Below are 20,308 nucleotides of genomic sequence, written 5' to 3'. Positions count from 1 at the left end.
CTCCTAATAGTAAATCCTGTATTGCAGTTCGGCCCGGTAGCTGTCTTCGTCGTTGCCACCGGTATTCAGTTGGCGCTCCAGAGACAACTGCCAGGCATCGCGCCCCAGCAGCGGACCGGCGAGCCCTAACCGGCCGATAAAGCCATCGCCGGAAATGCTGTTATTCACATAACCGATTTCACCCCATCCCTGCAGGCGGTGTGGCCGGATATGCACATCCGGCATTCCCAGTAACAGGGAGGCGCCGGATTCGTTGTAATCCTGCGGTAAAGGACCGGTGTCCGCCCCCGGTGGCAGCAGCGCCCGAACCTCCCCCATGCTGTCCCCGGTTTCGGTAAAGTCGGCGCGGGTATGTCGCAGACGCAGCCCCGGGGAGAAACGGGACAGCCAGGGCCGCCAGGTAGTTTGCAGATTGAGGATACTGCCATCTCCCAGGGTCTGGTCATTGAGATCCCGGTACTCATAATCCGCCCAATCCACACTGCTCTGCCAGGTAGCCTGGGGCGACCAGTTGAGTTGAAGCTGGTTTCCCGTTCGCGACCCACCCAGCAACAACAGGGAGGTCTCATCCGCTGGCATTCGCCACTGGTATCGCCAACTGGCTGACCAGTCGGAGTGCCAGTTGCCCCCCACTTCCAGCTCCGCCGTGGTTTCGCTGTTCTCCAGCAACTGACGCTGGCCCAAGGAGAAACGCTGACGGTAGCGTTCGCGCTGATATTGCCATTCCAGGCTCAGCCACTGTTCCGCTTCATTCACGTCAAGCTGGGTGCGGTCATTACTGCCAAACTGCCGCTGACGATAGCGGGCCGACAGGGTGCTGTAGTCGCTGAATGGCTGGTACTGGGTGAATGCCCAGTCGGTCATCTCCAGGGCCCCCAGACGGCGTTGCCCCACTACCAGCTCACTGGAACGTGCGCTGGGTAACAGCAGCGACTCCTGCTGATTGTTGGCACCGGCCAACTCCGGAGAACCGGCCTGCATGGCCATCAGTGTGGCAGTAGCGCGCCGTTCCTCGTCCAGCTGTACCCGAGCCTCCAGTTGCTCAGAGAGGGTCAACTGGCCGGCATAACGCTGACGGATTTGCGCCACCGCATCCCGGTCGCTGTTCAGCATGGCATAGGCCAGTGCCGACCCGGCATGGAGGGCTCCGGCTGCCTGTTGCTTGCGCAAGTACCAGGCACGGGCCTGCTCCGGCTCGCTATGTCCGAGCGCCCATTGGGCCAGCCATTCCGCACGGGCTTCCTCATCCCCCTGCTGCTGACGGATCTGTTGCGCCAGTTGCCAGGAACTGTCTCCACCGTCGAACCGTTGACTGAGGGTCAAACGCATATCGCGATACAGATTCTGCTTATCGTCACTGACCGGGAAGGGCACACGGTGGTGCAAGTTGCGCAGTATCGGCCGGGCCTCACCGTCCCGGCCTGCTGCGATCAACGCCTGGGCATACTGCCACTGCCGTTCCCAGTCACCGGGAGCGCTTTCCAGCAGACGACTTTCATAGCGGACCGCCTGCTCGGTATGTCCCAGGGCCATGTGGGCAGCGGCAAGCACCTCCCAGTAACGCCGGTCAAGGCGGATACCCGCCTCCCAGGCTGCCAGAGTCTGGGCCAACTGAGTATCATCACCACTTGCCACCAGCAGCCACAACCAGGCAATACGGGTTTCCCGATTGCCGGGGGCAAGCTCCAGCGCCTGCTGCAACCACTGCTCAGCCTGTTCCGTCTCCCCCCTGCGCAATAGCAGGTTGGCGTAAAAGCGAAGAAAACTCGGATCCTGTTGCAGTTTTTGCAACTGGGCGTCACTCAGCCGGGCCAGGAAATCATCAATGTCCTGCCAACGCCCCGCATCCTGCATTTGGTAAAGCGCGCCCATGGCAAAGGCCTGATCACCATTGCGCTGCCAGGCCCGCTCCATTAACGCCACGACCCGCTCCCGGTCGTAATAACGGGCCAGTGTGATGTACTGATAAAGATCGGGCAGGGTTTCGTCACCCTGATCCAGCAAAGTCTGGTAGTCATCCATGGCCGCCTGCCATTGCCCCAGCTCGCTGGCCATGATCGCCAGACGACGGGTGAGATCCGGATCATAGGGAAGCCCCTGTGCATCGGTACGCAGATCCCTGTAGGCCTGTTCCCGCTGGCCATCCAGCCAACGATAGCGGGAAACATTGAGCGCCATCTCCCGATCCGGACCGTAGCGATCCATGTACTGTCTTGCGTAACGGGCTGCGCGTTTTTCCTCACCCTGATTCCACGCCAGTCGCTGCATTTCCCACAATACGGCCTGGCCCGGATAGCGGCGATGCCAGTCCGCGAGAAAATCGACCCCCTCACTCACCTGGCCGAGCAGCTCATACTGACGAGCCACGGTAGCCAGCATATCCCTGTCGCGGGGAGAGGTTTCCAGCAACTGCTTGTAAACGCGCAGGGTCAGCTGGTGATCGTAGGCCAGCGGAGCGCGCTGGCGCACCTGCTGCCAAGCCTGTGGATCATCCGTGGTTTCTGCTACTTTCCACCAGGCTCTCAGGGCGGTCGGACTATCTCCCTGCCAGTCAGCAATCTGTGCCAGGCGCTGCCACCAGCGGATATCCCCGGGCCGCCAGTAGAGGGCGTTCTCCACCACCTGACGCGCCCGCCCCAGATTGCCGGCTGCCACGAAAACCTCATAGCTGTGCAGGTAATAACTTTCCACGTAGGGTTCCGGTGCCTCCGCCAGGGCAACGCCAGGGCATAACGACAGGGGCAATAACACCAGGACAAGCAGCCGCTTCATTACTGCTCCCCCGAATCCGGCAAACGCAACAGACGTACGGCATAGCGTTGGGCCTGGGCCAGGTTGCCTCCCGCCTGGGCCAGGCGCATGAGTCGATACAGCACCTCTTTGTCCCGGTAGTAGAGATGTTCGTAGCGCGACGCAAACCGCAAGGCCACCTCATGGAGGCTGCCCGCTTCGAGGGCCGCCAGCGCCTCCAGGAAATAATATTTGCTTACGGCAGGGTCACTGGACGCTCGCATGGCTTCGCCATAGGCCAGCCCGGAGGCCAGATAGTTGCCCTCCCCCAGCAGAACGCGCCCGGCTTTTTCATACCAGTCCCCCGGCCGCTCCGCCTCGCCGGCCAGCAGGCGGTAGTAACGGACCGCCTGCTCCGCAGCCCCCAGTACCAGGGCCATTTCCGCCAACTCCCGGCGCTGCTCGCCGTTCAGCATGGACCAGTCCTGGGCACGGACACTGGCCAGGGTCTCAGCTTGCAACCGTGAGGCGGGACGCAGTTCAGGCTCCATGGCCATCAACCGCTTGAAATCCCATTTCAGTCTCAGCCAGCGTATCTCTGGCAGATAGCCCGCATCGGCGGCTTCAACCCAGTCCAGCTGTGCATCGGCCTCAGCAAATCGGCCAAGCACGATCAACTCCCGGGCCATCAACAGCCGCAGTTCATGATCATCCGGCTTGGCTTTCAGCCAGGCCTGCATGTAACTCAATGTCACCGCATCCAGGCGCGCGTTACGCAGTGTGATGGCCAGATCCCGCGGAAAGGTCAGCCAGCACACCACCGCAATCAACAACAGGCAGGCAAGCAGCTCTGTTGGACCGAAAACCCGTAATCGCTCAGTGCGAACAGTGTAGCCGTAGCTCTTCGAGCCCATGCTTCGCACTCCTGTAGTGATAGAGGGTTCCTTCCCGACGTACCGGTGTCAAAGACCCACCATTATGGTTGAGGGTGCAACCGCCAGCATTGCCGATGGCAAATTCCAGGTCGGCATGACCGGCAAGAGAAAAACGAAAACCCTTCTCCTCCCGGGCAAACATGGTCAGACGGGCATTGGCCTGTTGCAGGTAAGGCACCGGATCCGGGCCGGGCTCCCAGCGGGCCTCATTCGCGGACAAATGCACATAGCGACCCGGGCCATCTTCACGATAACCGGCAATGCCCTTGCTGCCGGGCAGCGACGGCAAAGCCAACGCATCAGGCAAACGCAGGGTACGCAGCTGTCCCTCCCCTTTGATGCGCCAGCTATTGCCTTCCCTGGCGATCACCATGGTATTGAAATCCAGAACCTTGCGGGCGTAGTCCGACGCAAACACCGGATGCAACGGCTGGGACTGTGCCCAACGGTAGACAGTCAACAGGGATTCCAGTGCCGCCGTCTTGCTGGCGATATAGGTGTGGTAATAGATATTGACCGGCTTGAAACGGTGGGGCGTTTCCGTCAGCTTGAACGTTTCAATCACCCGCTCGAAACCGTAGAAAGGACCGGTCCACTCTCTGGTGTAGATATTCTCGTTCTGGTTGGGCGCATACACCTGGTATTCGTCACCCTTGGGCACGCCAATGCCCTTTACCAGGGTCCAGGTGGGTGCACTTTCGGTGATAATGGTGTCACTGCCGTTCATATTGAGCAGGTTACCCTGCCGGGCTGCGGCCAACGCCTCGGGAGTGGGAATGGTGTCCCCGCTCCACAACACCATTTCCGTTCGCTTGTCCCCGCTTAGCAGGTTCTCATTGATGTACTCTGCAGAGCCGACAACCTCCCGAACCGGATCCATCCGGTAGCCCGGAATGGGCAAACGCAGCTGTCCTTCCGGACCGTACAACTGGCCGGGCATTCGCTGAGCGTCATACCAGAAAAAAGGATGGGAATAGGTGTGGGTCGCCGCTTCCACATGGGGCAAGGCGAACATGTCCCGGGCAATCTGCTCCAGCTCGGCGGACATTTTCGGGTAAAGCCCGTGGGGGGCCACTTCCCCCTCAATCACCGAGATGGTGGTGGGCAGCTCAAAACGCTTGAGCACTTCCTCCAGCAATACCCGTGCATCCGTTTGCCCCTGATAGCCCTTCACCTCCGCAGGGCTGGGAAAACCATCACCATCCATATGCGCAAACAACAGCCGTCGACCATTTTCCGTGGTCACATCCGGAATCGGCATGGCCGGCAGCTGCAGGGCCTCACGAATAAAGGTGAGTGGATTCACCACCCAGCGATCCAGCCCTTCGCCTTTCTCGCCGGGCAATACCGAGCGGATCATGAAAGGCTGGAACACATAGCCCCCCCAGGGGGTTGTTGCCGCCGGCGTATAGGTATGCTCCCCGGAACGCAGTTCCAGCCAGGGCTGGGCGGAAACATTGTGCAAGGGTGAGGACAACTCAATCAGCTTGGGCAACGCCAACTCAAATCCCATGGCCTGGTGTTGACGGGTAATAGCTGGCGGCGACAAGGGAGTGGGTCGAGTTTCAAACCCGAAGGCCTGGGCATTCGGGCCTACCGGATCCACCGCGGGATAGCCCAGCATGGCAATGGGAACCCCGGCCTCTTTCTGTTCCACCAGCCAGGCCTCGAAGTCGTCGTCGGAAAGGTCTTCCTGTTCCAGCCACACCACGATACCCGCATAGCGCCCCTGCAGGTTACCGGCCGGCATCGACGTATTGATGGCGCGAATCTCCGGCACAAGACCCTGAAACTGCAGGGGCATCAGGCCATAGCGTACCGCATCGGAGAGCTCCCATAGCCGCTCATCGGAGCCGCCATGGACCAGCAATACTTTTCGGGGAAGGACCTCGCGTTGCCCCAGACCAAACATGTCCAGCTCCGGATTGGTGACCCAGGGAATCACATCATGTCCGGCAATTTTGTCCGCAATTTCCCGCGCCTGCTGACGCTGGCCGGGCGGCGTGTAATCAATGGCAATGGTCGCCACCTGATATTGTTCACGCATGGCCGCAAACTGCCCCAGCAACCACTGACGGTCTTCTTCGGGCACCGCAGCATAGCGTTGCTTGCCGGCTTCCCAACGCTGGTAGAGGGATTCCGCCGCAATGGCATCCACTGGCGCCTCAACCAGTGGCATCAACTCGAAACCACGATTGAAAATAAAACGGGCCTCGGGATAACGCTGCGCGATCTGGTTGATCAGCGCGGCGAGCCCCTCACGCTGCTGCTGACGTTGCTCCGGTGTTTTGGCAACCAGCTGATAACTGTCCAGGGTGTCGAAGAAAAAGCCCTGGTAACCCTGCTTCCACAATGGCGCGACCACCTGTTCGACAAGGAAGTCCCGCAAATCCGGCGAAGACAAATCGAAAATATGGGAGCCCCAGTCGGGGTTTTTGCCCAGCAACCATTCCGGTTTCAGGCTTTTGAAAAACGGGCGGGATGCCAGCACTTCACCCAGGCTGACATAGGCATAGAAACGTTCACTGCGATACCGGTCGGGCACACCGCTGGCCTGATCAGGCTCAACCACAGGGAAATCGTAGACAGAAAGCATGTGCCAGGGGATGTCCGGCCCATAATAAAAGGCAGCCGCCTGATCCAGGCGAGACTGTGCCCCGGCCGATCCCCAAAGAAGTACAAACAGAATCGTCACAAAAGTACGAATCAATGAATTCCCCAATTCACTCAAAGCGATAGGTTCTTATATACCTATTCAAGGCAGCGTGAATAATGGGAGGAAACATCATGTAACCCAAATACGACAAAAAAGGCATTTATGTAAAATTTACGTGTTACAACAACCGACTATTCTTGCCAAACTGGCTGCGTAAAAACGCCATCTGGTCACCACGGATACGGTGGCTGTTAATCAATGCCAGGTATTCGGCCATGTTGGGCACATACGGCAATGCCAGCAAATCCATATCGATGTCTTCCAGAGAGCGGCTGCCCTTGCGCTGGTTACAGCGTCGGCAGGCGGAGACCACATTGGACCAGCGATCCCGCCCCCCTTTCGAAGTGGGAACAATATGATCACGGGTAAGCGCGTGCTCCGGGAAAGGCTTACCGCAATAGAGACAAAGATGCTGATCGCGCCGGAACAGGGCCCGGTTAGTCAGCGGAGGGGCCGGGCGCTTGTGGGGATAGGCCACGCCGTCGCAGGCAATGATGGAATGCAGTGACAGACCGGAACGTTCCCCGGACAGGCGACAGGTCCCGCCGCGCAGACGATAGATCACATCCCCCAGCGTCCAGGTCACCAACCCCCGGGCGTAGAGGGTGGCAGCCATCTGCCAATCCAGCCATTCAACGGGGGTCCCGGTCTTGTCCAGACGCAGAATGCGCTCACTCATGGGCTACCTCACGATCAGTGCTGTACCCCCAGTGGGTACAACGGCCCCGTCCAGGTTTGGCACTAGCATGCCAACGCTCGGGTCAGTATCTCGTAAACCAGTGACGATTCTGCGACAGCGGGAAAAGGAGGCAGAGAGGCAGGCAGACTGGGTCTGCCCGGGAAAGTCCGAATTGCCTCTATCGACAGGATCCACACAGCCGTGGTGCCTTTACCCGGTTATCTCTGATCAAACGACCGTGGCCGACTGATCACAGACACCGGATTGCACAAATAATAAACAGAGGGATGTGCGTATCGCAACCGTGGGGCTCAGGGTGTGCTGCGAAATTCCGGCAACCGGTAGCAACTGCTTACCTGCGTGTTGGTGTTATCCCCGTCGGTCATGATGGCCACCGCATCGACCGTATCCACCTCCAGATCATGAAAGCGACGAAAATCCTCACGCACGTTCCGGGAAAAGGATTGCCAGCTGCCGGCACCACCCGGTCCTTGCACCACCACCATCATTGCCTGGGAAGCAAAAGGGTTGGGCCAGGATGTCCCTGGCGCCTGCTGCCGGGACCACACATAGTTGATGGCCCGGGTCTGCCAGGGCAGCCAGCCCTTTTTCACCACGTAGACTCGTGCCTGAAAATCGTCGCCAACCCGGCTCTTCTCGTCCACCGCCGGCCAATCGGCCATGCGCTCCGCACGCCATTGCCAGTGCAGATGGGGCGTGCGGGTCAGGTCCACGGTATGCTCGTGCACCAGCCCTGACGCCGTACCCCGGGCCCGACTCTGCCAGCATCCTTGCTCAAGGCGGTATTGGGTCTTGCCGTCAAAGACCACTTCCCGCCACCCCTCCAGTCCTGCAGAACTGGCCGCGGAGGGCAGCAAAGCCAAAGACAAAAGACACAGCGCTGGTATACATTGGACCAACGGGTCACAAACAGGTCTCGTTTTCATGGCTGCGTTTCCTAAAATAGACAATCTGTTTACGACTATTTTCTCCTCCTGCTGAGAGGAGCTTTCACCGGATTTTCCTGTCTCAACCCAAGCTCAAGGCAGACATCATGCAGTTTGATTACATTATCGTCGGCGCCGGTTCCGCCGGCTGCGTACTCGCCAACCGTCTCTCCGAAAACCCCAATAACCGTGTTTGCCTGCTGGAAGCGGGCCCGGCAGACAACAGTCTCTTTATTCGCATTCCTGCCGGCATCATTCTGATGATGCGTTCCAACGCGCGTAACTGGCGTTACTACACGGTACCCCAGAAAGCCTTGAACAACCGCCAGATCTACATCCCGCGGGGCAAGACCCTGGGTGGCTCTTCAGCGGTGAATGCCATGTGCTACACCCGCGGCCACAAGTGGGATTATGACCACTGGGCATCACTGGGGAATGAAGGCTGGAGCTTTGACGATGTCCTGCCGGTGTTCAAACGCTGCGAACACTATGAGCCCGGGGAGAGCGAATTCCACGGCACCCACGGCAAGCTCAACATTGCCGACCTGCGTTTCACCCATCCTGTCAGCCGGGCCTTTATCGAAGCCGGCGTCCAGGCGGGCCACCCCGCCACGGATGACTTCAACAACGATGTCCAGGAAGGCATGGGCATGTACAAGGTGAATCAGAAGGACGGGGAGCGTTGTGGCGTCTCCCGCGCCTATCTGCACCCGGTCATGGACCGGCCCAACCTGACCATCATGACCGGCGCCCTGGTAAACCGGGTTCTGTTCGACGGCAAGCGTGCCATCGGCGTGGAAGTGGAACACAACGGCCAGATCCGCACTCTCAAGGCCGACAATGAAGTGATTCTCTCCGGCGGTGCCATCAACTCCCCACAGATTCTCAAGCTCTCCGGCGTGGGCCCGGCGGCGGAACTGGCCGAGCACAACATCCCGCTGGTGCACGAACTTCCTGGCGTGGGCGAAAACCTGCAGGATCATCCGGACGCCCTGGTGGTCCACAAGAGCTTGCGCAAGGACACCCTGAGCCTGGCGCCGGGCGCCCTGCTCACTACCGGCCTGAAAGGCTTTATCGATTTCTTCTACCGTCGCACCGGACAGCTTACCTCCAACGTGGCAGAGGCCGGCGGCTTCATCAAATCCCGTCCGGAAGAAACGATCCCGGATCTGCAGCTGCACCTGACCGCCGCCAAACTGGATAACCACGGCCTCAACCTGCTATTCAGCATGGGCTATGGCTATTCCGGCCACGTCTGCATTTTGCGTCCCAAGAGCCGGGGCAACATCACCCTTCGCGATGCCAACCCGCGCTCCCCGGCCCTGATCGATCCGCGCTTCCTGGAACACCCGGATGACATGGAAGGCATGGTCCGTGGCGTCAAGGCCATGCGCAAGATCATGGCCCAGGATGCGCTCAACGACTGGCGGGGTGATGAAATCTTCCCCGGCAACGATGTGGAAAGCGACGAGGACATCCGTAACTTCCTGCGTCAGAAATGCGACAACATCTATCACCCGGTGGGTACCTGCAAGATGGGCAACGACGACATGGCGGTGGTCGACAGTCAGTTGCGCGTGCACGGCCTGGAAGGCCTGCGCGTCATCGATGCCTCCATCATGCCCACCCTGATCGGCGGTAACACCAATGCGCCGACGGTGATGATTGCCGAGAAAGGGGCTGACGCCATTCTCGGGGAGTAACCGCTGCAAGCCTCAAGCTACAACGCGGGCCGGGCCGTGCTAATCACATAGCGCCCTGCCCGCGTTTTTTTGTGGTAGGTTGCCCAGCCCCTCGCCGTTGGAGCCATGCTCGCATGGCGAATAGGTTCGCAGGTTGCTCCAGATTGGGGAGAAATGCATAGACCTGTCGAGCCCTGAGATTCCTGATCGCCCAGCGGGCGATTTCCGCGCAAGCGCGGTTCGCGGCTCAAGCTCCGCTCCTACAGAGGCTTCGTAGCAATGCCAGGGTCTCGGGAATTTCCCAACCTTTGCCTATCCAAATAGCCTGGCTTTGTAGCTTTCGACTTTTCACCTTCCTGTCATCTTTCTTTTACACACTGCCTCTTTTCGAATATCGCCTGATCCGATTGGGGGGATTTATGGTGGATGAAGTATCGTCTCCGCGTGCACAGCTTGTGGAATTGCTGTGGCAGCTGAAGCAAAATTTTGATCAGGAAAACGACAGCAGCCTGCGGTTTGTTCATTTCAATACGCTTCTCAACGACCCGGCCTATCGTGCTGAAGTGATTCAGCGGGCGGTCAATAGCGAGAACAAAAAAATCCGTAACCTGGGTCTGAAACTGCAGGATGCCAATCGCGACGGCATGCTGCTACACAAGCGGCCCTCAGCTCCCGGCTCTTCGCTGCCCATCACCAACCCGGACATCGCCGAAACCCTCGGCCATTCCTCCCTTGCCAGCAGCCGCAACGCAGGATTTCACTGGATGTACGCCTGGCTGGGACTGGCTGCGATCATGCTTGGTGTCATCGGCTACTTTGCCTATCAACCTCTGCACCAGATGATTGCCGGCAAACAGGTAATAAAAGGCGCTTTATTGGGTAACCAGACATGGCATGCCGGCACCACCTGGATCCTGGATGGCATCGTCTATGTGGAAGCCGGTGCCAGCCTGACCATCGAACCCGGTACCCGTATCGAGGGCCGACCCGGTTCTGCCCTGGTGATTACCCGCGGCGCGACCCTGTTTTCCCGGGGCCAGGAGACGGCTCCCATCGTCTTTACCAGCCATCAGCCTGAGGGGAGCCGTTCAACCGGCGACTGGGGGGGGGTGGTCATGCTGGGAAGCGCGCCGGTGAACAGGGCCGACGCACAGATCGAAGGGGTACCCCACGGGGATACCCGGGGCGCCTTCGGCGGAAGCGATGCCGGCTCGTCCTGCGGCATCATGGAATATACCCGCATCGAATTCGCCGGCTTCGAGGTATATGCCAACAACGAGCTCAATGGACTCACCCTGGGCGGCTGCGGTGATGGCACCATTGTTCGCCATGTCCAGGTACATCGCGCCCTGGACGACGGCATCGAAGTGTTTGGCGGCACCGTGGACTTGCAGAACATCGTCATCACCGGTGCCGGCGACGATTCCCTGGACTGGGATATGGGGTGGCGTGGCCGGGTGCAGTTTCTCGCCATTCAGCAACATGCGGATACCGGCGATAATGCCTTTGAGGGGGACAATCAGTCCGGCAACCCGGATGCGTCTCCTGTTTCTGCCCCGACCATGTACAACGTGACCCTGATCAGTCCCCGTAGCCACGAAAAATACCACCGTGCCATGACACTCAAGGCTGGCTCCGGCGGGCATTTCCACAACATCATCATCGATGGCTTTTCCGGTGAAACCATCGACCTGAAAGGCACGGAAACCGTAGCGCGCATTGAGCAGGGAGAATTGAGTTTCCAGAGCATGATGGTTAACCGGGTGGGCAGTCGCGGGCTGACCTTCTTTGACCCGGAAACCGGTGACAACGACGATGATGGTGATTTTGACGAGCGCCGTTACTTCCAGAGCAGCGCCGTGGCCGCCCAGTTTGGCACCGACCCGCTGTTGACCCGTGACGCCACCAGCGCCTCCCACCCGGACTTCGCCCCCACCTCCCGGTCTCCGGCCCGCAACGGCGCCAGCCCCATTCCCCAGGGAGAATTCTGGGACGAAGCCGCCAATTATCTGGGGGCAGTACGCCCCGGCAGCGTACAGAACTGGACCGACGGCTGGACCGCCTATCCGCTGAACTAGGAAAGCCTCTGAAAATTTCGTGGGAGCCATGCTCGCCATGGCGAAAAGCCTCAGCAACATCGAGCATGTTCGCCATGCAAGCGTGGCTCCTACAGGGAGACGGGGCGCCAGGGCCACCAACCATATTGGCGAAAAAACGTGCAATAACCCCTGTACACGCGTATACTGCCGCGTCCTCGCCGACGCTCGCTCGGCCCCTCCTCCCAATCCATAGGTAACACATGTCAGATTCCCGTTCCGGGTTCGCCGATTTAGGCCTGCCCGAGGTATTGCTCGCTGCGATTGCCCGCCAGGGCTTCCAGGAGCCGTCGCCGATTCAGGCGCAAGCCATCCCGCTGTTGCTCGATGGTCACGACCTGCTGGGCCAGGCACAAACTGGCACAGGTAAAACCGCCGCTTTTGCCCTGCCACTGCTGGCACGGCTGGATGCATCCCTGCGTCAACCACAAATGCTCATTCTTGCCCCCACTCGTGAACTCGCTATCCAGGTGGCCAAAGCCTGCGAAGAGTTTGCCCAGGGCATCAAAGGACTCAAGGTACTGCCGATTTATGGCGGCGGTGAATACCGTACGCAGCTCAAGGGCCTGCGTGACGGCGCCCAGGTGATTGTCGGTACCCCCGGACGTGTCATGGACCACATCGAACGTGGCTCCCTGAACCTGGCCAACCTGCAGGCACTGGTACTCGACGAAGCAGATGAAATGCTCCGCATGGGCTTTATCGACGATGTGAAATGGGTACTTGAACGTACCCCGGACGACTGCCAGCTGGCATTGTTCTCCGCCACCATGCCACCGGTGATTCGCAAGGTGGCCGACCAGCATCTGAAGAACCCCAAGCTGGTACGCATCGACAATGGCGGCGCCACCACCGGCACCAGCATTCGCCAGCGTTTCTGGCCGGTCGCCGGGCTAAACAAACTGGATGCCCTGTGCCGCATTCTGGAAGCCGAAGAGCACGATGCCGTGATCGTCTTTGTGCGAACCAAACAGGCAACCCTGGAACTGGCGGATCAATTGAACCGTCGCAATTTGCGCGCAGAAGCCCTCAACGGCGACATTCCGCAGCAACAGCGAGAAAAAACCGTTCAACGGCTGAAAGACAAACGTTTTGACCTGCTGATTGCCACCGATGTGGTGGCCCGGGGCCTGGACGTTCCGCGCATCACCCATGTGGTGAACTACGACATGCCCGGTGACCCGGAAGCCTACGTACACCGTATCGGCCGTACCGGCCGTGCCGGTCGCGAGGGTGACGCGATCCTGTTCGTTTCCCGTCGTGAGCAGCACGTGCTGCGTCAGATCGAGCGCACCACCCGCCAGAGCATCGAAAAGATGACCCTGCCGTCCGTGGACGACCTGAACGCCAAGCGCATTGCCCGTTTCCAGGAGCAGCTCACCACCGTACTGGAAGGCAGCGGCCTGGACGAAACCCGCGCCCTGGTCAATCAGCTACGCGACAGCATGGATGTCAGTGACAACGACATGGCCACTGCGCTGGCGGTGATGATGTTCAAACGTGAACCGCTGATTCTGAAAGAACCGAAAATGATCAAGGAAACCCGCTCCCGTCGCGAACCGGCCCACGCTGCCGGCGGCCGCCGCGAGGATCGTGCCCCCCGTGGCAACAGGGGCAAAAGCGACAAGACCATGCGTCGCTACCGGATTCAGGTCGGCCATGACCACGGCGTCAAGCCGGGCAACATTGTTGGTGCCATCGCCAACGAAGCCAAACTGCCCAGCCGCCTGATCGGCCCGATCAAGATCCACCAGGACCACAGCACCGTGGAATTGCCGGAAGACCTGTCTCCCCGCCAGCTCCACGTGATCCGCACCGCGCGGGTCTGCCAGCGTTCTCTGGATCTGGAAGCGGTTTAAAACCGTCGCGAGGACCGAGTTGAAAGAAGCGAAAACAGTCTCCAACGGATTGCTGTTCTTCGTTTCTCGAAACTCGCTCCTCGCAACGCGTTATCAAGACCCGGAAATCCGGAAGCCCACCTTCAAACTCACCTGATAATGCCCCACCTTGCCATCCACGATATGGCCGCGGGTTTCGGTCACTTCGAACCAGTCCATCATTTTCAGGCTTTCCCTGGCAGTGGCCAGAGCGTTGTCGATGGCGTCCTCAATGCCGGTTTTCGATGAGCCAACCAGTTCCACTTTCTTGTAAACGTGATGATCGGACATTTCGCTCTCCTTTTCTGTCCTCGGTCACTTCATCTGTGACACTCAAGACCCGGGATTACAAGGGTCACCTCCATGACATTGTTTAAAGATTAATCAAAAAACCATTGAAACCGGGGCGCACTTCCCTCAAAACAGACAGGGAAAGCACTTTCCTTTCGAGAAGGAGGTCATGCGATGGATATGCACAAAATGACGCCCTGGAACTGGTTGCGCCAGGAAAGCAGCCGGGAACGGCCGTTGCCGCAACGTCAACCTCGCCATCCGCTGTTGCGCTGGGAACGAGAGTTCGACAACTGGTTTGAACAGATGCTGGGCGATATGGCCTGGACGACGCCAGCGCCCCACGCCGAACCCAGCATCCCGTTTCGTCCCAACCTAGACATTCTTGAGCGTGATGATCATTACCTGATTACCGCAGAACTCCCGGGTGTGGAAAAAAAGGATCTGCGCATCACGCTTCATCAGGACGCCCTGACCATTGCTGGTGAAAAGCAGGAGGCACTGAGCTCGGAGCGGGATGGCTATCACTACAGCGAACGCCGTTTCGGCCAGTTCCAGCGCCTGCTCAATCTACCCACCGATGCGGATGGTGAGGCCATGGAAGCGGTGTTCCACAATGGCGTGCTGTCGCTAACCATTCCCCGCCACGAACACCATGGACAAGCCAGCAAGACCATCGAGATTCATTAAAGGGTGCACGGAGTCCAGGACGAACTGCACCGTTCCGGCATTTGACGGGGCAGTTCGCCTTGGCTCAGTGCACCTCACGGAAACGAGACATTCTTTCCCGGTGCCAACCCTGTCACACGGCCGATCGTAAACCGTCGTACCATGGGCTTCCTGATCCGGAGGTTCGTGATGCGCATCGTTGTTGCCCTGCTGGTATTGTTCTCCCTGCCTTTGCACGCAGATGAAATCCGACTCAGCGATGATCTGCAGGTCTACCCGCTGACCCAACACACCTGGGTGCACCGTTCCTGGGAAGTCATCCAGGGTCAGCGCTACCCCTCCAACGGACTGATTATCGTCGAAGAGAAAGCCCTCACCCTGATCGACACCGCCTGGGGAGACACCCCCACGGCGTTGTTGCTGGACTGGATCGAACAGCAGTTCGGCAATGTGCCGGATCTCGCCATCCTCACGCACTCCCACGACGACCGCATGGGCGGCGCCAGAACGCTGGCGGAACGGGGGATTCCCGCCTGGGCGCATCCAGCCACTCTGGCCCTCGCCCGCAACGATCCCGATACCTTTTACGATCCGGACATTCCCCTGCCCCGGCTCCTCAAGGCTTTCACGGAGCAATCACGGATCACGTTCGCTAATCTGGAACTCTATTACCCGGGCCCGGCGCACAGCCCTGACAACATCCTTGTCTGGTATGCCCGCGATGAGGTATTGATCGGCGGGTGCGCTGTAAAGGGAGGCTCGGCCACTGCTATCGGCCACGTGGAAGGCTCGGACGCCAGCCACTGGCCTGTTGCCATGGACAATGTGTTGGCTCACTACGGTGATGCCAGTATCGTCGTCCCCGGCCATGGAGACATCGGCGATGCCAGCTTGCTTACCCATACTCGTAACCTGGCCGCGCGGGCTCTGGAGAATCCGTAACGCCCTGCTAATGGGGATGTTTGTCACCGCTGCCAGTTCGGCTGCTCTGGCTGACAACGATACGGTTTTGCGTTTCGACACCCCGGTGCAAATTGACGGTGAGGCCCGCTTTGATCGCGACAGCCCGCTGCAGCCCAACGCCAGCAGCTTTCGCATCCGGGAAGCCAACACGCTCAGCAGTGACAGCGGAGAACGCTGGGCCCTGGTCACCCTGGAGAACCGGGATGGAGGCAAGCGACTGCTGCAGAACAACTATCTGGTAGCAGAATTTGCCAACGGAGAGCGGCGCCACCCTACCGGCCTGGAAGGCTCCTTTGCCGCCGGGGAATCGCAACGCAAGATGGTTTTCTTTGGCTATCACCGCTTCCCCATTCTGCGTATCTTCACGGCACGCTGAGCATTATTTTTCCGGGATCAATAACGCATCAAGAGGCTGGCGGTCCGGCCGGAACTGGTTGATGCGGGTATCTGCCTCGTAACCCAGCGACAACCCGCACAGCAACTTGTAGTTGTCCGGCAACTGGAAATGCTGCTCCAGCGGCGAGCGCCACAGCCCCAGCGCCCCCTGGGCACAGGTGCCCAGGCCCGCATCGGTGGCCGCCAACATCAGATTCTGCAGAAAGATACCGGCATCCAGCGCACTGTAGACACCCAAACCTTCATGGATAAAAACAAACAACGCGACCGGAGCATTGAAGAAACGAAAGTTGTCACGCATCTGTTCATGGCGAGCTTGTTTGTCCTGCCGTCCGATATCCAGCAACTCATAAAGCCTGCGTCCGGTGGCCACTCGGCGGGGTTGCAGATCATCGGGATAATTCACAACCGGGCGAAAATCGCCGTCGGGAATGCCGTCCTTGCGCAACCAGGCCAGCACTTTTTTTGTCATGGGGGCTTTCTGTAGCGCCGCCAGTTTGTCAAAGCGCGGAGGCAATTCCTCTCGCAGACTCTCCAGTACCTTTCCCCGGGCAATGGCGATCTGATAAGGCTGGGTATTGGACCAGCTTGGGGCCGTGGTGGCAGCGGCAAGCAGCGCTTGCAGCTGGTCATCGCTCACCGGCTGATCGGTAAAGGCACGCACACTGTGGCGAGCCCGTATCACATCACTGAATTCCATTAACGTCTCCTGTTGCTGGTCATATCATGGCAGATGCCTACAATACGCAGCCATGACCAAGTCCGTCCCTACCCTGCAACGCAGCGCCAATTTTTCCCGTTGCCGCCAATATCGCTATGCCCTGTGGCGACACTGGGGCCCCGGGGATGATTTTTTATTGCTGATCGGTCTGAATCCGTCCACTGCCGACCATCGTCAGGATGACCCGACCATCCGCCGTTGCATGGGCTTCGCCCGGGACTGGGGCTACTCCGGCCTGTGCGTGGCCAACCTGTTTGCCTACCGGGCCACCTACCCGGAGGACCTGTTTGCCACCGACAACCCGGTGGGCCCGAAAAATGACCGATGGCTGCGCAAGCTGGCCCGTCAGGCGGACCTGGTCGTCGCAGCCTGGGGCAACCATGGCCGATTCATGAACCGTGCTCGCATCGTGTCTGATCGATTACCCGCCATGCACTGCATTCGCCTCAACGGCTCCGGAGAACCGGCCCACCCGCTTTACCTGCCCAAACATCTCACCCCCACACCCTGGAAGGTCCGCGAGCCAAGCCCCCTGAGAGCCTCTGAGTAGCGCCGTCCATACTCAGCGGTTCCCTTGTCTTCACCTTCACTCCGGGCGCAAGATAATAATGACATTCGCTAACATCATGGATGACCGCCTTGGGCCCTCATACCGTCAACAATATTCGCCGTGCACGCTGGCTCGCTTACGGTGGCTTGATCCCTTTCTACGGCCTTGCCTTACTGGCCTGGATAGAGACCTGTCGAGAGTGGGCACTGCAAGGCATCGCGGCCTATGCCGCCATCATCATTGCCTTTCTGGGTGCCGTTCACTGGGGGAGAGCCCTGCAGCAATTTGACCGCGGCAATCAGTTCCCCACCTTGCTATTCGGCATCATGCCGGCGGTTCTGGGCTGGTTTGCCTTGCTGCTGCCGCTGGAGTTTTCCCTGCCCATGCTGGCTGCCGGCCTGGTTTTTGTCTGGGGCACCGAGCAGATGGTGTTCACCGAAGCCTTACCCGACTGGTATCGCCACTTGCGACACCAACTCACCGCCGCCGCCGTGATTGCCGTTTTGATAGGCTGGGCCGCCACCATGATCCCCATGTTCTGATCCTCCCCCTCAATGCAGTTTCTCCCGCTTTTCCCTGCACCGTTTGCCGCACAAGCGTAGCCACTTCGCACCGACACAGATAGACTGATTCAAATTCACAAGGAGACGGTGATATGTCCTTGTTTCCCCGATATCGGGTCTGTCTGAGTCTGTTTGCTGCGCTTTTTTTGCTGACGCCTGTGACTGCTGCCGAGCGGCCTCTCAAGTATCAGACCGATATTCAGCCTATTTTTGAAACCAAGTGTCTGGCTTGCCACGGCTGTTACGACGCTCCCTGCCAGTTGAAACTGGAAGCCCCGGAGGGGCTGGACCGGGGCGCCACCAAGAACAAGGTCTACAATGGTGTGCGCACCGAATCCGTGCCGCCTACCCGCCTCTTTGAAGACGCATTCACCACCGCGCAATGGCGCGACAAGGGTTTCTTTTCGGTAATCGACAGCACGCAAGGTATGGAGTCATCGCTGCTCTACAACATGCTCGAGCTGGGCAGAGAGCAGCGTTTTGCCGACAACGAAAAATTACCGGATGACATGGTACTGGGGCTGAAGCGAATCAACAGCTGCCCGACTCCGGCAGAATTCGACGATTACGCCGACAAGCATCCCATGGGCGGTATGCCCTTGGCCGTCAGCGGCCTCACTGACCAGGAGTTTGCTACCGTCAGAGAATGGCTTAAGCAAGGCGCTCCGCTGTCTTACCAAACGTTTTCTCTGTCAGAGGATGAGCAGCGCCAGATCCTTGCCTGGGAGAAAATGCTCAACCAGCAAGACAAGCGCCATCAACTTGTGGCTCGCTGGCTCTACGAACATCTGTTCCTGGCCCACCTGTATTTCGGCAATGACAGTGACAGCAAACCGGATCATTTCTTCAAGCTGTACCGCTCCAGCACCCCTCCGGGCGAGCCGGTGAAGCCCGTTGACAGCGTGCGCCCGAATGACTTGCCCCCCGAGCACTTCTGGTACCGCCTGGCACCGGTGCGCGGTAGCCTGGTCCACAAGACCCACATCACCTTTGCCCTTAACGATAAAAAACTGGCTCGCACCCGCGAACAGTTTTTTGCCGGCGACTGGGAAGTGGAAAAGCTGCCCGGCTACAGCTATGAACAACAGGCCAATCCCTTCCTGACATTTGCGGATATCCCCGCGCGAGCGCGTTATCAATTCATGCTGGATGAGGCCGAATACTTTGTGCGCACCTTTATCCGCGGTCCGGTATGCCGGGGTCAGGTGGCCACCGATGTGATACGCGACCAGTTCTGGGCTGTGTTTCAGGATCCCGATCACGACCTCTACATCACCGACGCCAATTACCGCGCCAAGGTCAGTGGTCTTCTGGGTCTGCCGGGCCAGGAAGACAATTTGCTATCACTGGGTCCCCAGTGGCTCAAGTACAGCGAAAATCGCAATGAATACCTGAACGCCCGGCACCAGGCCTATGGTGAAAAGGACCCGCAGGGACCCACCTGGGAGAGTCTCTGGGATGGCGACGGTGAAAACCGCAACGCCCTGCTGACCATCTTCCGTCACCATGACAATGCCTCGGTGCGTAAGGGACTGATCGGGGATCTGCCCCTGACCACCTGGGTGATGGACTACCCATTGTTCGAGCGCAGCTATTACAACCTGGTCGTCAACTTTAATGTCTTTGGCTCCGTCTCCCATCAGGCCCAGACCCGCCTCTACTTCGACCTGATCCGTAATGGCGCTGAACAGAATACCCTGCGTTATTTCCCCCGTGAGCTGCGCACACCGGTGGTGGAAAACTGGTACCAAAACACTGGCAAGCTGCGCCTGTATGTGAGCTACGCATCAGTGGATACCAAGCATCCCACCGGCATCCAGTACCAGACCCGTACCCCGGTGAATGAATTCAACGATGCCCTGTTGAAACGTTTTGCCGCCATCAACGCCCGTCCTGACCCGATCAATCGGTGCGATGGGGAAGACTGTCATCGCAATGATATTGCTGACTGGTTAAAAGCGCCGGAAACCGCGCTGGTGGGTATTGCTTCCACCCTGGCCCAGGACCTGGAAGCGGTGAACTTCATGCCCGAAGTCACCATGCTGCGCGTGGAGAATGACAACGGTGAGCGGGAGATCTATACCCTGATTCGCAATCGGGCCCACACCAATGTGGCCTTCATGCTGGGGGAGTCGCTGCGCTACCAGCCCCCGCTGGATAGCCTGACAATCTACCCCGGTGTTCTGGCCAGCTATCCCAACTTCATGTTCAACGTGAAAGCGAAGGAGGTAGAGGATTTCGTGTCCGCCATGCAGGCGATCAAGAAAGAAAAGGATTTCACGGCACTGACCGCCCGTTTCGGCATCCGACGAACCCATCCACAGTTCTGGACCTACTTCCACGACCTGACCCGCTACCTGGAAGAACACGAGCCTACCGAGGCCGGGGTCCTGGACATGAATCGCTACGAAAATCTGTAGAGACAGCTGCAAGCCTCAAGCCAGAAGCTGCAACGCGGGTTGGGCCGTGCTAATTGGATGCCGCCCTGCCCGC

Annotated in this window: 16 protein-coding genes; 9 read left to right on the top strand and 7 right to left on the bottom strand. The window is 59.0% G+C overall.

Features of this window, described 5'->3' with window-relative positions:
• Positions 1-3: 3 nt before the first annotated feature.
• The 5 genes from A0251_RS11630 to A0251_RS11610 all read right to left on the bottom strand — a co-directional run bounded on the left by A0251_RS11630 (position 4) and on the right by A0251_RS11610 (position 8,007).
• Positions 4-2,772 carry a tetratricopeptide repeat protein gene (locus A0251_RS11630; RefSeq protein ID WP_062817013.1) on the bottom strand — a complete coding sequence of 923 codons (2,769 nt, stop codon included), beginning with the start codon at positions 2,770-2,772 and terminating at the stop codon, positions 4-6.
• Entirely contained in the window at positions 2,772-3,644 is an 873-nt protein-coding gene (locus tag A0251_RS11625; RefSeq protein ID WP_062817012.1) for a hypothetical protein, read from the bottom strand. Before A0251_RS11625 ends, A0251_RS11630 begins: the two co-directional genes overlap by 1 nt.
• On the bottom strand, positions 3,607-6,261 hold the full coding sequence (locus tag A0251_RS11620; RefSeq protein ID WP_156478282.1) for a bifunctional glycoside hydrolase 114/ polysaccharide deacetylase family protein: 2,655 nt from the start codon (positions 6,259-6,261) through the stop codon (positions 3,607-3,609). The genes A0251_RS11625 and A0251_RS11620 overlap by 38 nt, the downstream gene beginning before the upstream one ends.
• A gap of 238 nt (positions 6,262-6,499) precedes the next feature.
• Positions 6,500-7,060 (bottom strand): HNH endonuclease, encoded by a 561-nt coding sequence (locus A0251_RS11615; protein WP_062817011.1) that lies wholly within the window; start codon positions 7,058-7,060, stop codon positions 6,500-6,502.
• 311 nt (positions 7,061-7,371) lie between these two features.
• Positions 7,372-8,007, bottom strand: a complete 636-nt coding sequence (locus A0251_RS11610) for a DUF3047 domain-containing protein (RefSeq protein ID WP_082810859.1) — start codon at positions 8,005-8,007, stop codon at positions 7,372-7,374.
• Positions 8,008-8,114: 107 nt separating this feature from the next.
• Here A0251_RS11610 and A0251_RS11605 point away from each other — a divergent pair, with 107 nt between their 5' ends.
• The 3 genes from A0251_RS11605 to A0251_RS11595 all read left to right on the top strand — a co-directional run bounded on the left by A0251_RS11605 (position 8,115) and on the right by A0251_RS11595 (position 13,644).
• Positions 8,115-9,710: a GMC family oxidoreductase gene (locus A0251_RS11605; protein WP_062817010.1), complete on the top strand. Its 1,596-nt coding sequence runs from the start codon at positions 8,115-8,117 to the stop codon at positions 9,708-9,710.
• Between the two features lie 398 nt (positions 9,711-10,108).
• The gene (locus A0251_RS11600) at positions 10,109-11,767 is read left to right on the top strand and encodes a hypothetical protein (protein WP_062817009.1); all 1,659 of its coding nucleotides are present in this window, start codon (positions 10,109-10,111) and stop codon (positions 11,765-11,767) included.
• Between the two features lie 221 nt (positions 11,768-11,988).
• On the top strand, positions 11,989-13,644 hold the full coding sequence (locus A0251_RS11595) for a DEAD/DEAH box helicase (RefSeq protein ID WP_062817008.1): 1,656 nt from the start codon (positions 11,989-11,991) through the stop codon (positions 13,642-13,644).
• 93 nt (positions 13,645-13,737) lie between these two features.
• Here A0251_RS11595 and A0251_RS11590 read toward each other — a convergent pair whose 3' ends face one another.
• A complete protein-coding gene (locus A0251_RS11590) occupies positions 13,738-13,953 on the bottom strand; it encodes a dodecin (protein WP_062817007.1) in 216 nt (71 codons plus the stop codon).
• 174 nt (positions 13,954-14,127) lie between these two features.
• On the opposite strand from A0251_RS11590, the gene A0251_RS11585 reads away from it, so the two are divergent.
• From A0251_RS11585 to A0251_RS11575, 3 genes are all read left to right on the top strand, one after another.
• The gene (locus tag A0251_RS11585) at positions 14,128-14,643 is read left to right on the top strand and encodes an Hsp20/alpha crystallin family protein (RefSeq protein ID WP_062817006.1); all 516 of its coding nucleotides are present in this window, start codon (positions 14,128-14,130) and stop codon (positions 14,641-14,643) included.
• Positions 14,644-14,811: 168 nt separating this feature from the next.
• Positions 14,812-15,564, top strand: coding sequence for a subclass B1 metallo-beta-lactamase (gene bla, locus A0251_RS11580; RefSeq protein WP_062817005.1), 753 nt, complete (start codon positions 14,812-14,814; stop codon positions 15,562-15,564).
• Positions 15,565-15,580: 16 nt separating this feature from the next.
• Positions 15,581-15,961 carry a hypothetical protein gene (locus A0251_RS11575; protein WP_062817004.1) on the top strand — a complete coding sequence of 127 codons (381 nt, stop codon included), beginning with the start codon at positions 15,581-15,583 and terminating at the stop codon, positions 15,959-15,961.
• A gap of 3 nt (positions 15,962-15,964) precedes the next feature.
• Here A0251_RS11575 and A0251_RS11570 read toward each other — a convergent pair whose 3' ends face one another.
• A complete protein-coding gene (locus A0251_RS11570; protein ID WP_062817003.1) occupies positions 15,965-16,681 on the bottom strand; it encodes a nitroreductase in 717 nt (238 codons plus the stop codon).
• Between the two features lie 52 nt (positions 16,682-16,733).
• Between A0251_RS11570 and A0251_RS11565 the strand changes: the two genes are divergently transcribed.
• The 3 genes from A0251_RS11565 to A0251_RS11555 all read left to right on the top strand — a co-directional run bounded on the left by A0251_RS11565 (position 16,734) and on the right by A0251_RS11555 (position 20,235).
• Positions 16,734-17,252, top strand: coding sequence for a DUF1643 domain-containing protein (locus A0251_RS11565; RefSeq protein WP_062817002.1), 519 nt, complete (start codon positions 16,734-16,736; stop codon positions 17,250-17,252).
• A gap of 89 nt (positions 17,253-17,341) precedes the next feature.
• Entirely contained in the window at positions 17,342-17,794 is a 453-nt protein-coding gene (locus A0251_RS11560) for a DUF3429 domain-containing protein (RefSeq protein WP_231874221.1), read from the top strand.
• 113 nt (positions 17,795-17,907) lie between these two features.
• Positions 17,908-20,235, top strand: a complete 2,328-nt coding sequence (locus A0251_RS11555; protein ID WP_062817000.1) for a fatty acid cis/trans isomerase — start codon at positions 17,908-17,910, stop codon at positions 20,233-20,235.
• Positions 20,236-20,308: the final 73 nt, after the last annotated feature.

This window comes from Alcanivorax sp. NBRC 102024, from assembly GCF_001602235.1.
GTDB lineage: Bacteria > Pseudomonadota > Gammaproteobacteria > Pseudomonadales > Alcanivoracaceae > Alcanivorax.
The sequence above is the reverse complement of the archived record's forward strand: the minus strand, read 5'-3'. Positions and strand labels throughout refer to the sequence as shown.